This is a genomic window from Sphingopyxis panaciterrulae, assembly GCF_014199295.1.
Classification (GTDB): domain Bacteria; phylum Pseudomonadota; class Alphaproteobacteria; order Sphingomonadales; family Sphingomonadaceae; genus Sphingopyxis; species Sphingopyxis panaciterrulae.
The window spans coordinates 274,978-288,953 of sequence record NZ_JACIJH010000001.1 but is presented as its reverse complement, the minus strand read 5'-3'; the positions used below and the strand labels follow the sequence as shown (position 1 = coordinate 288,953).

The following is a 13,976-nucleotide window of genomic DNA, read 5'->3' as shown; positions in this document are numbered from 1 at the left end:
CTTCGTCACCCCGGACTTGATCCGGGGTCCCGCTAAGCACGGTGGAAAAGCGGGACCCCGGATCAAGTCCGGGGTGACGAGACTGGGAATGGCCCCTTCCAAATCCAAACCGCGCACCACCGCAGGATCATTGCGTCAGCGCGTGGCGCCGGGTTTCCAGAGGATGTCGCCGCCCGCCGCCGCGTTGATGTGGCGCGTCATCACGAAGAGATGATCGGAGAGGCGGTTGAGATAGGCGAGCGCGAGCGGGTTGAGGTCGCGCGCCTCCCCCGCCGCGACCGCGGCGCGCTCGGCGCGGCGCGCGACCGCGCGCGCGAGGTGGAGGCGGGCGGCCGCCTCTGTCCCGCCCGGCAGGATGAAGCTGGTGAGCGGTGCGAGCGCGGCGTTCATCGCGTCGATCTCCGCCTCCAGCCGCGCGATCTGCGCCGGGACGATGCGCAGCGCCATGTCGTGCGGGCCGAAGCCGTGTTCGGCATCGGCGGGAGTGGCAAGGTCGGCGCCGAGGTCGAACAGCTCGTTCTGGATGCGCGCGAGCATCGCCGCCTCGCCGCTGTCCGCGGACAGCGCGGCGACCGCGAGGCCGACCGCGCTGTTCGCTTCGTCGACATCGCCGACCGCCGCCATCAGCGGCGCCGATTTGGCGATGCGCGAGCCGTCGACGAGTCCGGTCGTGCCGCCGTCGCCGGTGCGGGTGTAGATCTTGTTCAGTTTGACCATCGCGCGTGCCTGAAAACCGATGCGTTAGCGTTCAATAAAACTGGACGGAATAACCGCCGTCATTGCGAGCGCAGCGAAGCAATCCAGAGCGGTTCCAGCAAGCTCTGGATTGCTTCGCTGCGCTCGCAATGACGATTCTATCCCGCCCCGGCACCCACGCGCTCTAGCGGCCGGCCGCGAGCACGCCGATCAGCACGAGGAGGATGATCGTGATCGCCTGCCACTTGATGCGGGCCATCATCATCCGGTTCTGCATCACCTGATTGTCGTGGATCGCGCCCTCGGTCGTCGCGCGGTGCCCCTGCGAGAAATGATAGAGGCCGCGCGCGAGCGCGAAGAGGACGAGACCGGCGCAGACGACGACGCCGAGGATGAGCAGGATTTCCATCCCCCCTATTTAGGGCATCCGCAGCGAATATCCAGCGGGAAGGCGCCCGGCGAGAAGATCGGCGGCGAGCGCATGTCCGTCGATGCCGCCATCGCGCAGGGCGCCGAGCGCGGCGGCGGCGTCCCGCTTGGCGAGTCGCCTGCCGTCCGGACCGCAGACCAGCGCGTGGTGACGATAGACGGGCACGGGAAGGCCGAGCAGCGCCTGGAGCAGGCGGTGGACGTCGGTGGCAGCGATCAGGTCGGCGCCGCGGATCACATGGGTCACCCCCATCGCGGCATCGTCGAGCGTGCTCGCGAGATGATAGCTGGCGGGCGCATCCTTGCGCGCGAGGACGATATCGCCGTGGGTACGCGGGTCGGCGCGGCGCATCCCCTGCCCCGCCTCCTCCCACATCAGATCGCCGGCGCGCGCCACAGCGCGCGCCATGTCGATCCGCCAGCAATGCGCCTCGCCCGCCACGCGGCGCGCGTGCTCGGCAGCGTCGAGGGCACGGCAGGTGCCGGGATAGACCGCGCCGGCCGGCCCATGCGGCGCGGCGAGGCTGGCGGCGATATCGGCGCGGGTGCAGAAGCAGGGATAGACGAGGCCCCGCGCCTTCAACGCGCCAAGCGCCGCGTCATAGGCGCCGAGATGCTGCGACTGGCGGTGGAGCGGGCCGTCCCGATCGATCCCGAGCCAGGCGAGGTCGGCGAGCGCCGCCGCGACATAGGCCTCGCGCGAGCGGCTGCCGTCGATATCGTCGATACGGAGGCGGAAACGCCCTCCGGCGCGGCGCGCGGCATCGTGGGCGAGCAGCGCGCTATAGGCGTGGCCGAGGTGGAGCTCGCCGGTCGGACTCGGCGCGAAACGGGTCAGCATGAAACAGCCGAATCCAGATGCTGTGGGATGCGCCGATGAATCCGGCCATATGTTGCGTCACATGCCCCCTTGACGTCAGAATCATATGCGTGATGTAATGACGCTGTCACTTGGGAACGGCAGTGGCGCGCCATCCCGCGCAGCAGCATAGGGGGCAGCGTCGTCAAGCCATGTTCCATCCCGATCTTGCCCGCCATCCCGATAGCTGTCCCGCGCTCGTCCTCAACGCCGACTATACGCCGCTGAGCTATTACCCGCTGAGCCTGTGGCCGTGGCAGACCGCGGTCAAGGCGGTATTCCTCGACCGCGTGACGATCGTCGAGAATTACGAGCGCGAGATTCATTCGCCGACGCACACGATGCCGATCCCGAGCGTGATCGCGCTCAGGCAATATGTGAAGCCGTCGCAGCATCCGGCCTTCACCCGCTTCAACCTGTTTCTGCGCGACCGCTTCGCCTGCCAATATTGTGGATCGGGCAAGGAACTGACCTTCGATCATGTCGTGCCGCGGCGGCTGGGCGGGCGGACGAGCTGGGAAAATGTCGCCACCGCCTGCGCGCCGTGCAACCTGAAGAAGGGCGGCCGGACGCCGCAACAGGCGCATATGCCGCTCTATCGCCAGCCGTGGCGCCCGACGAGCTGGCAATTGCAGGACAATGGTCGCGCCTTTCCGCCGAACCATCTGCACGAAAGCTGGATCGACTGGCTGTACTGGGATGTCGAACTGGAAGGGTGACGCCGACCGGACAGCACAGGTTCACCTGTGCGACGCTAGCGCGCAGCCGTTCTGGAAGCATAAGGAAACGATCATGGTCCGTATCGCCCGCTCGCTCGCCCTGGGTCTCGCTACCCTGCCGCTCGCGGCCTGCGCGACGCTGATGCCCTCCGAACAACCGGTGAGCGTCACGGGAAGCGTCACCTATCGCGAGCGATTGGCGCTGCCGCCCACCGCGCAGGTCGAGATTCGCATCGACGACGTCAGCCTGGCCGACGCGCCGTCGCGCACCGTCGCCCGGCAGAGCTTCACCGCCGACGGGCGCCAGGTGCCGTTCGCGTTCCGGCTGACCGTCGATCGGCGCCAGCTCGACCCGCGCGGAAGCTTCGCGCTGTCGGCGCGGATCACCGATGCATCGGGGCGGCTGATGTTCATCACCGACACGCGCAATAGTATAAGCTTCGACGACCGGCCGGCGATCGATATGGGAACGATCACCCTGGTCAAGACGCACTGATCTTGCCCGGCGCATAGCTATGCGCCGGGCCCGCCCTTGACCTTGCGCCTTCGCAGGTGCAGCAAAAGCGCCCATGGGCCCACCGATCCAGATTTCGCAGAATCCCGACATCCGCTATCTCGGGCGGATCCTGGGCGACGTCATCCGCGCCTATGGCGGCGAGAAATTGTTCCGCCAGACCGAATATATCCGCTCGGCGAGCGTCGACCGGCACCGCGGCATCGCCGGGGCCGAGGCGATCGATCCGGGGCTCGAGGCGCTGAGCCTCGACGATACCATCGCCTTCGTGCGCGGTTTCATGCTGTTTTCGATGCTCGCCAACCTTGCCGAGGACCGGCAGGGCGTCGCCGCCGAGCCCGAGGCGACGGTCGCCGCGGCGCTCGCCAAGCTGGACGCCGACGGGGTCGACGCGGCGGCGGTCGCGAAGCTGCTCGACGCGGCGCTGATCGCGCCGGTGCTGACCGCGCACCCGACCGAAGTGCGCCGCAAGTCGATGCTCGACCACAAGAACCGTATCGCCGAGCTGATGCGGCTGCGCGACGCGGGGGCCGACGAGACACCCGAGGGCGATGCGATCGAAGAGGCGATCCGGCGGCAGGTCGTGCTGCTGTGGCAGACGCGTCCGCTGCGCACCGAAAAACTGTTCGTCGCCGACGAGATCGACAATGCGCTGACCTATTTGCAGGGCGTCTTCCTGCCGGTGGTGCCAAAGCTCTATGCACGCTGGGAGGCGGAACTGGGGCGGCGCCCCGCGAGCTTCCTGCGCGTCGGGAGTTGGATCGGCGGCGACCGCGACGGCAACCCCTTCGTCACCGCCGAGACGCTGCGCCTGGCGACCGGGCGCAACGCCGCCGCGGTGCTCGGCCATTATCTGAACGCCGTCCACGCGCTCGGCGCCGAACTGTCGGTATCCTCGGCGCTCGTCCCCGTCCCGGCGGCGGTCGAGGCGCTGGCCGAGGCGAGCGGCGATACCGCGCCGAGCCGGCGCGACGAGCCCTATCGCCGCGCGCTGTCGGGCATCTATGCGCGGCTGGCGGCGACCCATGCCGGGATCGTCGGCAAGCCGCCGCCACGCCCCTCGGCGCTGGCGGGCGAACCCTATGAGACGCCGGGCGATTTCCGCCGCGACCTCGTCACCCTCGCCGACGGCCTGTCGGCGAGCGGCGAGGGCCAACTCGGCGGCATCGGCGCGCTCGGGCGGCTGATCCGCGCGGTCGAGGTGTTCGGCTTCCACCTCGCGACGCTCGACATGCGGCAGAATAGTGCCCTGCACGAACGCGTGCTCGCCGAGCTGCTGGCGGCCGCCGGCGTGTGTGCCGATTACAGGGCCTTGAGCGAGGCCGAGCGCGTCGCGCTGCTGACCGCCGAGCTGGCGAGCGACCGGCCGCTCGGGGCGCCATGGCATGCGTGGAGCGAGGAGACGGCGGGCGAACTCGCGATCGTCCACGCCGCCGCCGACATCCGCCGGCGGCTGGGGCCGGACACGATCTGTCAATGGATCATCTCGATGGCGCAGGACCTGTCCGACCTGCTCGAAGTCCATGTGCTGGCGCGCGAGGCCGGACTGTGGCGGAGCGGCACCGAGGCGGGGGCGGCGAACCTGATGGTCGTGCCGCTGTTCGAGACGATCGACGACCTGAGCCGCGCGCCCGACATCATGACGCGCTATTTCGCGATGCCCGAGGTCGGCCCGCAGGTCGGGGTGCGCGGGTATCAGGAAGTGATGATCGGCTATTCGGATTCGAACAAGGACGGCGGCTATCTGACCTCGACCTGGGGGCTGCATCGGGCGTCGCAGGCGCTGACCCCGGTGTTCGAAAAAGCGGGCAGCGCGATGCAGTTGTTCCACGGCCGCGGCGGCGCGGTCGGGCGCGGCGGCGGCAGCGCCTTCGCGGCGATCCGCGCGCAGCCGGCGGCGACCGTGCAGGGGCGCATCCGCATCACCGAGCAGGGCGAGGTCATCGCCGCCAAATATGGCGCGGCCGACAGCGCCGCGACCAATCTGGAGGCGATGGTGTCGGCGAGCCTGCTCGCCAGCCTGGAGCCCGATGCGATCCGCGAGGAGGATCATCCGCGTTACGCCGCGGCGATGACCGCGCTGTCGGACACCGCCTTCGCCGCCTATCGCGGGCTCGTTTACGAAACGCCGGGTTTCAAGGATTTCTTTCGCGCGATGACGCCGATCGCCGAGATCGCGACGCTGAAGATCGGGTCGCGCCCGTCGAGCCGCACCAGGAGCAGCGCGATCGAGGATCTGCGCGCCATTCCCTGGGTGTTCAGTTGGGCGCAGTCGCGCGCGATGCTGCCCGGCTGGTACGGGACCGGCGAGGCGTTCGCGGCGTTCGAGGATCAGGCCCTGCTCGCCGACATGGCGCAGAGCTGGCCCTTTTTCGCGGCGCTGCTCGATAATATGGAGATGGTGCTCGCCAAGTCCGACATGGGGATCGCGGCGCGCTATGCCGGGCTGGCGAGCGCGGTCGACGGGCATGACGCGATCTTCGCCCGCATCCGCGACGGATGGCACCGCGCCCACGACGGGCTGCTGACGATCACCGGCCAGACGCGGCTGCTCGAGAAGAATCCGGCGCTCGAGGCGTCGATCCGGCTGCGGCTGCCCTATATCGAGCCGCTGAACCTGCTCCAGATCGAGCTGATGAAGCGCCACCGCGCCGGCGAGACCGATCCGCGCATCGCCGAGGGCATCCAGCTTACGATCAACGCGATCGCGACCGCGCTGCGGAACAGCGGCTGACCGTCGCCCCGGCGAACGCCGGGGCCGCCGATCTAGTTCGAGACGATCTTCACCTGCCCCTTGCTGGTGGCGCCATCGGGATTGAAGGCGATGGTGAAATCGTCGCCGTCCTTGTCGGTGCCGGAGAGCGTGTCGCCGTCGCGCGCGACCTTGATGCCCTTCTTCGCGAATTCGGCCGTCATCCAGTCGGCCGCCCTGGCGGGCGCGGCGGGAGTTGTGAAGCCGAGGTTCACCGTCGCCTTGTCGGCGCCGCCCGCGTCGTTCGCGTCGACGTCGACCTTGGTGATCGTGCTGCCGGGATAGAGCCTGACCCCGTCGATGTCGAAATCGCCCTGAATGTCGAGGTCGACGAAATCGGGGAGGTCGATGTTGATCGCGGCGCCATCCTTGCCCCCGATGCGGAGCTTGCCGCCGTCCTTGCCGGTATGGATCTGGACCCCGCCGCCGCCTTCGCCATCGGCGTTGATCGAGATGTCGGTTCCGGCCGACCTGTCATTCTCGTCCTTTTGCTCGCAGGCGGCGAGCAGCAGCATCGGGGGGATCAGGAAAGCGAGGCGCATGGGATGTCTCCTTGGTGCATTATACCGATAATACACCAAGGAGACCTGGCCATCAACCTTCATTCGTCATGCCGGACTTGATCCGGCATCCCGCTTTTATCGGTGGGCAAGGGTAGCGGGCCCCCGGATCAAGTCCGGGGTGACGAAGAAAATGGAGGACAGGTCAGGCGTCGATGCTGGTCTTGAGGTCGCCGTGGACGAGACCGCCATCGACCGCGATCGTGTCGCCGACGACATAGTCGCCCGCCTTCGACGCGAGGAAGATCGCGGCGCCGGCCATGTCCTCGGGCACGCCGATGCGCTTGACCGGGATGCTCTTCGCGACCGCGTCGCCGTGATCGCGCGCCGCCTTGTTCATGTCCGACTGGAAGGCGCCCGGCGCGATCGCGGTGACGATGACATGATCCTGCACCAGCCGCGCCGCGAGGCGCTTGGTGAGGTAGAGGATCGCCGCCTTCGACGCGTGATAGCTGTAGGTTTCCCACGGGTTGAGGCGCATGCCGTCGATCGAGCCGATGTTGATGACCTTTGCGGGACGTTCGTGCGTGCCCGCGGCCTTGAGCAGCCCGTGGAGCGCCTGGGTCAGGAAAAAGGGCGATTTGACGTTGATGTCCATCACCTTGTCCCAGCCGCTTTCGGGGAAGCCTTCGAACGGCTCGCCCCATGCGGCGCCGGCGTTGTTGACGAGGATGTCGAGGCGGTCTTCGCGCGCGCCGATCTCCGCGGCGAGCGCGCGGCAGCCCTCGACGGTCGAGAGGTCGAACGGCAGGCCGACGACCTGCCCCGGATAGCGGGTGTCGAAATCGGCGATCGCCGCCTCGACCTGCGCCGCCTTGCGCGCCGAGATATAGACGCGCGCGCAGCCGGCGGCGAGATAGCCCTCGACGATCATCTTGCCGATGCCGCGCGAGCCGCCGGTAACGAGGGCGATGCGGCCGTCGAGGCCGAACATGTCGTTGAGGTTCATAAGATCATCCTTTCGACTCCCTCCCCTTCAGGGGAGGGTTGGGGTGGGGCATGTTGCAGGCCCTCCCCGCTGCGACTAGCGAGCAAGCTCGCAAGTCTCGCTGCCCCTCCCGCAAGCGGGAGGGGTGAGATTAGTACCCGTTCATCCGCGCGACCTGGTCGATGTGGTAGTGCACGTCGCCCATATACTCCGCCAGCGCGCGGTCGCGTTTCATGTAGAGGCCGATGTCATATTCGTCGGTCATGCCGATGCCGCCGTGCATCTGCACGCCCTCGCGCACCGCGAGGTTCGCGGCGCGGCCCGCCTTGGCCTTGGCGACCGAGACCATCAGCCTGGCGCCCTCGCTGCCCTCGTCCAAGAGTTGCTGCGCCTTCATCACCGTCGCGCGCGCGACCTCCATCTCGCCATAGAGATGCGCGGCGCGATGCTGGAGGCCCTGGAACTCGCCGATCAGCTTGCCGAACTGCTTGCGTTCCTTGAGATAGTTCACCGTCATGTCCATCGCGCCCTGGCCGACGCCGACCATCTCGGCCGCGGCGCCGGTGCGGGTGGCGGCGAGCAGCGCATTCAGCACGTCCTCCCCCGCATCGACCTCGCCGATCACCGCGTCGGCGTCGACTTCGACCCCGTCGAGGGTGACGTGGCTCGCCAGACTCGAATCGACGAGGCGGCGCGGGTCGGCAGTCAGGCCCTTGGCGTCCCTGGGCACCGCGAACAAAGTGATGCCGCCGTCGGTCTTCGCGGACACGATGCTCATGTCGGCGACATGGCCGTGGACGACGAAGCTCTTCTTGCCGTCCAACCGAAACCCGTTGCCCGCGCGCGTCGCGGTCGTCGCGATGCGCTCGGGGCGATGCTTGGCGCCCTCGTCGATCGCCAGCGCGACGATCGCCTCGCCGGACGCAATGGCGGAAAGCCAGCGGCCGGCCTGCGTGCCGCCGGCATGGGCGAGCGCTGCGACCGCGCCGACGCTGGTCGCGAGGAAGGGCGACGGGGTCAGGTTGCGGCCGATCTCCTCGAGCACGATCCCCGCCTCCATATGCCCCATGCCGAGCCCGCCATGCGCCTCGGGAACGAGCATGCCCGGCAGGCCCATTTCGGTGAACTGCGCCCACAGATCGCGCGAGAAGCCGGTGGCGTCGGCCTCGTCCCGGAGCTTGCGGAGATGCGAAACCGGGGCCTGTTCGGCCACGAAGGGGGCAACGCTGTCCTTGAGCATCGCCTGGTCGTCATTGTGATAGAGCGGCATATTGTCTCCCTCTCCCCTTCAGGGGAGAGGGCCGGGGAGAGGGGAAGTCGCCCCGGCCCTTTGAATGAAAATCCAAGGGAGAGATACTCCCCCTCTCCCAACCCTCTCCCCTGAAGGGGAGAGGGCTAATTTCTAAGCCCCCGGCAGGTCGAGGATGCGCTTGGCGATGACGTTGAGCATGACCTCGCTCGTCCCGCCCTCGATCGAATTGGCCTTGGTACGCAGCCAGCCGCGCGCGCGGGCGCCGCCCTTGCTTTCGTCGCTGTCCCATTCGAGCGCGTCGCTACCGCCGCCCGACATGACGAGTTCGTGGCGGCGCTTGTTCAGCTCGGTGCCGACATATTTCATCATGTTCGAACTCGCGGGGTGCGCGCGGCCGGTCTTCCACATATCCATGAAGCGCTCGCCCATCGCGCGATAGGCGAAGACATCGACGTCGAACGCGGCCATTTCCGCGCGCAGGATCGGATCGTCGAGTTCGCCATGGTCGTTCTTGCCGAGCGATTTGGCGAAGAGCGCGCCGATGCTGACCATATCGCCGCCCGCGCCGCCGCCCGAGATCATCTCGCGTTCGTGCCCGAGCAGATATTTGGCGACGTCCCAGCCGCGATTGATCTCGCCCACGAACTGCGTCTTGGGCACGGCGACATCGTCGAAGAAGGTTTCGCAGAAGGGGCTGTTGCCCGAAATCAGCAGAATCGGCTTGGTCGTGACGCCGGGGCTCTCCATGTCGAAGAGCATGAAGGTGATGCCCTGATATTTATTCGCCTTGTCAGTGCGGACGAGGCAGAAAATCCAGTCGGCCTTGTCGGCATAGCTGGTCCAGATTTTGCTGCCGTTGACGACCCAATGATCGCCCTTGTCGTCGCCGAATGTCTGCAAGCTGACGAGGTCGCTGCCCGATCCCGGTTCCGAATAGCCCTGGCACCAGCGAATCTCGCCGCGCGCGATCTGGGTCAGATAATGGACCTTCTGCTCTTCGGTGCCGAATTTGAGCAGCGCCGGGCCGAGCATCCAGATGCCGAAGCTGTCGAGCGGCGAGCGCGCGCCGATGCGCTTCATTTCCTGCCTGAGGATCTTGGTCTCTTCGGGCGAGAGGCCGGCGCCGCCATAGGGTTTGGGCCAGTCGGGGACGGTATAGCCCTTTTCCACGCAGCGCTCGAGCCACAGTTTCTGCGCCTCGTTCTTGAACACGAACGTGCGCCCGCCCCAGCAGACGTCGTCCTCGTCGCGGACGGGCTCGCGCATTTCAGGGGGGCAGTTCGCTTCCAGCCAGGCGCGCACATCGGCGCGGAACGCTTCCAGATCGCTCATCAGATGCTCCTCATTCCGGGCGCGCAAATTAAGGGGAGTCGCCAAGTTTACGCAAGCGTCAACTTGGCCCGGCCAGCCTGCCCTTACGGCGCCGTAGCGTCGGATTGCTCGCCGTTGACGCGCCTTCCGACGCCCCTAAGCTAGGTCGCAAAAGAAAACGGGAGAGCAGCATCATGCGATTCGCAGGCAAGGTCGCCGTGGTCACCGGCGCGGCATCGGGCATCGGCAAGGCGACGGTCCTGAAACTCGCGGGCGAAGGCGCACACGTCTTCGCCGCCGATATCGACGAAGCGGGGGGCGAGGCGCTCGCCGCAGCGTCGAACGGCCAGATCGACTTCGTCCGCTGTGACGTCACCCGGCCCGCCGACATCGAGGCGCTGATGAACGCGGCGGCGGCGAAGGCGGGCGGCATCGACATCGTCTTCAACAATGCCGGCGCCGGCGGCGACCGCGCCCCGATCGACGAGATCACCCCCGAGGGCTGGGACCGGACGATGGACCTGCTGCTGAAGTCGGTGGCGATGGGCATCCGCTACGCAAGCCCGCACATGAAGGGGCGCAAGGGGGCGAGCATCGTCAACACCGCGAGCGTAGCGGCGCTCGGCGCGGGCTATTCGCCGACCGCCTATGCGGTCGCGAAGGCGGGGGTGCTGCACCTGACCAAGGTCGCGGCGACCGACCTCGCGCGCTACGGCATCCGCGTGAACGCGATCTGCCCCGGCTTCATCAACACCAATATCTTCACTTCGTCGCTCGACGTGCCCGAGGAGAGCAAGGACGCGGCGAAGGCGGTGATCGCTGGGATGAGCGCGGCCGCGCAGCCGGTCGCGCGCGGCGGGCAGCCCGAAGATATCGCGAACGCCGTCGCCTATCTGGCCGGCGAGGACTCGTCGTTCATGACCGGCACCCACCTGCTGGTCGACGGCGGGCTGACGATCGGCCAGCGTCATGCCTGGGACCCCGAGGCGCCGGGGCTGTTCGACGCGCTCACCCAGATGGAGGATGCGGCGAAGGCCGGGGCGGGCGCGTGAGCGAGGCCGCCGCGCCGGCACGGTTGCCGCTGCGCCTCAAGATGTACCACGGCCTCGGCAGCATTGCCTATGGGGTCAAGGACAACGGCTTTTCGACCTTTCTGCTGCTGTTCTACAATCAGGTGCTGGGGATGGATGCGAAGCTGGTCAGCTTCGCGCTGATGCTCGCGCTCGTCCTCGACGCCTTCGTCGATCCGGTGATCGGCTATCTGTCCGACCAGACGCACACGCGCTGGGGCCGCCGGCTGCCGTGGCTGTACCTGGCGCCGATCCCGCTTGCCTTCGCCTGGTTCGCGCTGTGGACGCCGGGCGGCGAGGGCGCGCCGGGATTCTGGCATCTCGTCGTCGTCGCGGTGATCGTGCGCAGCCTGGTCTCCTGCTGCGAGGTGCCGTCGGTCGCGCTGCTGCCGGAGCTGACGCGCGACTATGACGAGCGCACGACGCTGATGCGCTACCGCTATCTGTTCGGCTGGGCGGGCGGGCTGCTGATGCTCTTCCTCGCCTATGACGTGTTTCTCGCCAAGTCGCTGCTCGCGGTCGAGGGCTATTATCAATATGGGCTGTTCGGCGGGCTGCTGATGGCAGCGACAGTACTCATTTCGGCAGCGGGGCAGCATCGCTGGGCGGCGCGCTGGCCCGACCGGAGACCCTCGGCCTTCAGCCTCGGCACCGCCTTTCGCGAGATTCGCGAATCGCTGACCCACCCCGCCTTCCTCGTCCTGCTCGCGGCGGGCGCGATCGCCTACACCAGCCAGGGGATCACCTTCTCCATCTCCAACTATCTCTATCTGTTCATCTGGCGCTTCTCCCCCGAGGCCTTCATGATCTACCCCTGGGTGCTGTTCGCGAGCGTCGTCGGCACCTTCCTGCTCGTCGGGCCGGCGCACCGGCGCTTCGGCAAGCGGACCACCGCGATCGCCGGCGGGCTGATCGGCATGGTCTTCTGGGTCACGCCTTTCGTGCTGCGCCACCTGCACCTGTGGCCGATCGAGGGGAGCGTCGCGTCGACCGCCGGCCTGTTCGCCTTTTTCTTCCTCGCCAATCTGTTCAGCGTTGCGGTGATGATCTCGGGCGGGTCGATGATCGCCGATATCGTCGAGGCATCGGAGGTCCAGACCGGGCGGCGCAGCGAGGGCACCTTCTTCGCCGGCAATTTCTTCATGCAGAAATGCGCGACCGGGCTCGGCATCTTCGTCACCGGCCTGCTCGTCGACCTCGCCGGGATTCCCGAAAAGGCCGACCCCGCCAAGGTGCCCGAAAGCGTCGTCGACAATTTCTCCTTTTACTACTGCGTGCTGGTGATCCTGTGCGCGATCGTCTCGTCGCTGATCTTCCGCTATTATCCGATCGACCGCGAAGACCATGAGGCGCGCGTGGCCGCGCTCGCCGCGGCGGAAACGGGCACGGCGCGATGACGCAAAGCGCTCTCCCCGCCCGACTACTGCCGACCCGGATCAAGGCCGCGCACGGCCTCGGCAGCGTGACGCTGGGGATCAAGGAGTCGGGGCTCACCACCTTCTTCATGATCTATTACAACCAGGTGCTGGGGTTCGATCCGCGCGTGGTGTCGCTGATCCTGATCGGCGCGATGTTCGTCGATGCGATGGTCGACCCGCTGATCGGGCGGCTGTCCGACGCGACGCGCACGCGGCTCGGCCGGCGACTGCCGTGGCTGTACGGCGCGGCGCTGCCGATGGCGATCGCCTGGACGCTGCTGTGGATGTCGCCCGACATCGCGGCGCATTCGACGCTGGGACTGTTCCTGAACGTCGTCGCGGTGCGCGTGCTGGTGTCGGCGTGCGAGATTCCCTCGATCTCGCTCGTCGCCGAACTGACACGCGATTACGACGAGCGCACCGCCTTGATGCGCTATCGTTTCCTGTTCGGCTGGCTCGGCGGGCTACTCGCGGTCGCGCTCGCCTATGGCTATTTCCTGAAATCGGACGACCCAGCGACCAACGGCCTGCTCGATCCGTCGGGCTATGCCGCCTTCGGCCTGTTCGGCGCAGCGCTGATCCTCGTCTCGACGCTCGGCTCGGCGTTCGGGCAGCAGCGCCGCATCCTCGCGCTGCCGCCGCCACCGCCGGCCGCGCACCATGGCAAGGCGATGCTCGCCGACATCGCCCTCGCCTTTCGCAACCCGGCCTTCGTCGCGCTGGTCAGCGGCGCGCTGTTCATCACCACCGGCTATGCGACGACGATCGCATCGACCAATTACATGATGCTCTATGTCTGGCAGATGAGCGACGCGCAACTCGCCTGGTATCCGGCCGGGCTCGCCATCGCGGTGTTCGGCGCCTTCGCCGCGGTCGGCCACGCCCACCGCCGCTTCGGCAAGCGCAACACCGCGATCGGCGCGGCGCTGGCGAGCGGCGCGATCGCCTTCCTTCCCTATGCGGCACGCAACCTCGGCTGGTGGCCCGAGCTCGGCGGCTGGCCGTCGATGGGGCTGCTGCTGTCGTTCCAGACGGCCTCGCTGTTCGGGCTGATCGTCGCGTCCATCTCGACCTCGTCGATGGTCGCCGAGATCGTCGAGGCGCACGAGGTCGATCATGGCACGCGCATCGAGGGGGTGTTCTTCTCCGGTTATCTGATGACGCAGAAATTCGGGCAGGCGCTCGGCATCTTCCTCGTCGGTCAGCTCGTCGCCTATGTCGGATTGACCGACCGGATGCGGCCCGAGGATTGGCCCGAAGACACGGCGCGGACGCTGGCGTGGATCTTTGCCGGGCTGATGATATTGATCGGGATCATGGCGACCGCCGGGCTGCGCCGCTATGCCATCGACCGGGCGAGCCACGAAGCACGGCTGGCCGCGCTCGCCTCGCCCCGGCGCGATGCGGCCGATAGCACGGAGCCGCGACCGTAGCGGAAGAGTGCGACGGCGCCCTTCGGCTAGCAATT

13 protein-coding genes are annotated in these 13,976 nt (G+C 67.5%); 6 read left to right on the top strand and 7 right to left on the bottom strand.

Annotated features, from left to right (window positions below):
• Positions 1–135: 135 nt before the first annotated feature.
• From FHR21_RS01465 to gluQRS, 3 genes are all read right to left on the bottom strand, one after another.
• The gene (locus FHR21_RS01465) at positions 136–717 is read right to left on the bottom strand and encodes a cob(I)yrinic acid a,c-diamide adenosyltransferase (RefSeq protein ID WP_184094577.1); all 582 of its coding nucleotides are present in this window, start codon (positions 715–717) and stop codon (positions 136–138) included.
• A gap of 163 nt (positions 718–880) precedes the next feature.
• Positions 881–1,105: an HIG1 domain-containing protein gene (locus tag FHR21_RS01460; RefSeq protein WP_184094575.1), complete on the bottom strand. Its 225-nt coding sequence runs from the start codon at positions 1,103–1,105 to the stop codon at positions 881–883.
• 9 nt (positions 1,106–1,114) lie between these two features.
• Positions 1,115–1,966: a tRNA glutamyl-Q(34) synthetase GluQRS gene (gene gluQRS, locus FHR21_RS01455; protein ID WP_184094573.1), complete on the bottom strand. Its 852-nt coding sequence runs from the start codon at positions 1,964–1,966 to the stop codon at positions 1,115–1,117.
• A 170-nt stretch (positions 1,967–2,136) separates the two neighbouring features.
• On the opposite strand from gluQRS, the gene FHR21_RS01450 reads away from it, so the two are divergent.
• From FHR21_RS01450 to ppc, 3 genes are all read left to right on the top strand, one after another.
• Positions 2,137–2,703, top strand: coding sequence for an HNH endonuclease (locus tag FHR21_RS01450; protein WP_184094571.1), 567 nt, complete (start codon positions 2,137–2,139; stop codon positions 2,701–2,703).
• Between the two features lie 73 nt (positions 2,704–2,776).
• On the top strand, positions 2,777–3,199 hold the full coding sequence (locus FHR21_RS01445; protein ID WP_184094569.1) for a YbaY family lipoprotein: 423 nt from the start codon (positions 2,777–2,779) through the stop codon (positions 3,197–3,199).
• Positions 3,200–3,272: 73 nt separating this feature from the next.
• Positions 3,273–5,951 carry a phosphoenolpyruvate carboxylase gene (ppc, locus tag FHR21_RS01440; RefSeq protein WP_184094567.1) on the top strand — a complete coding sequence of 893 codons (2,679 nt, stop codon included), beginning with the start codon at positions 3,273–3,275 and terminating at the stop codon, positions 5,949–5,951.
• Between the two features lie 32 nt (positions 5,952–5,983).
• Here the strand turns inward: ppc and FHR21_RS01435 are convergent, their stop codons facing one another.
• From FHR21_RS01435 to FHR21_RS01420, 4 genes are all read right to left on the bottom strand, one after another.
• Positions 5,984–6,511: a hypothetical protein gene (locus FHR21_RS01435; RefSeq protein WP_184094565.1), complete on the bottom strand. Its 528-nt coding sequence runs from the start codon at positions 6,509–6,511 to the stop codon at positions 5,984–5,986.
• Positions 6,512–6,674: 163 nt separating this feature from the next.
• On the bottom strand, positions 6,675–7,478 hold the full coding sequence (locus tag FHR21_RS01430; RefSeq protein ID WP_184094563.1) for an SDR family oxidoreductase: 804 nt from the start codon (positions 7,476–7,478) through the stop codon (positions 6,675–6,677).
• A 130-nt stretch (positions 7,479–7,608) separates the two neighbouring features.
• On the bottom strand, positions 7,609–8,727 hold the full coding sequence (locus FHR21_RS01425) for an acyl-CoA dehydrogenase family protein (RefSeq protein WP_184094561.1): 1,119 nt from the start codon (positions 8,725–8,727) through the stop codon (positions 7,609–7,611).
• A 132-nt stretch (positions 8,728–8,859) separates the two neighbouring features.
• The gene (locus tag FHR21_RS01420) at positions 8,860–10,041 is read right to left on the bottom strand and encodes an acyl-CoA dehydrogenase family protein (protein ID WP_184094559.1); all 1,182 of its coding nucleotides are present in this window, start codon (positions 10,039–10,041) and stop codon (positions 8,860–8,862) included.
• A 173-nt stretch (positions 10,042–10,214) separates the two neighbouring features.
• Here FHR21_RS01420 and FHR21_RS01415 point away from each other — a divergent pair, with 173 nt between their 5' ends.
• The 3 genes from FHR21_RS01415 to FHR21_RS01405 are packed head-to-tail and all read left to right on the top strand — an operon-like array spanning position 10,215 to position 13,941.
• Complete coding sequence (locus FHR21_RS01415) at positions 10,215–11,072, top strand: SDR family NAD(P)-dependent oxidoreductase (protein WP_184094557.1); 858 nt, start codon at positions 10,215–10,217, stop codon at positions 11,070–11,072.
• Positions 11,069–12,487, top strand: coding sequence for an MFS transporter (locus FHR21_RS01410; RefSeq protein WP_338113014.1), 1,419 nt, complete (start codon positions 11,069–11,071; stop codon positions 12,485–12,487). Before FHR21_RS01415 ends, FHR21_RS01410 begins: the two co-directional genes overlap by 4 nt.
• The gene (locus FHR21_RS01405; protein WP_184094555.1) at positions 12,484–13,941 is read left to right on the top strand and encodes an MFS transporter; all 1,458 of its coding nucleotides are present in this window, start codon (positions 12,484–12,486) and stop codon (positions 13,939–13,941) included. Before FHR21_RS01410 ends, FHR21_RS01405 begins: the two co-directional genes overlap by 4 nt.
• The last annotated feature ends 35 nt before the right edge of the window (positions 13,942–13,976 follow it).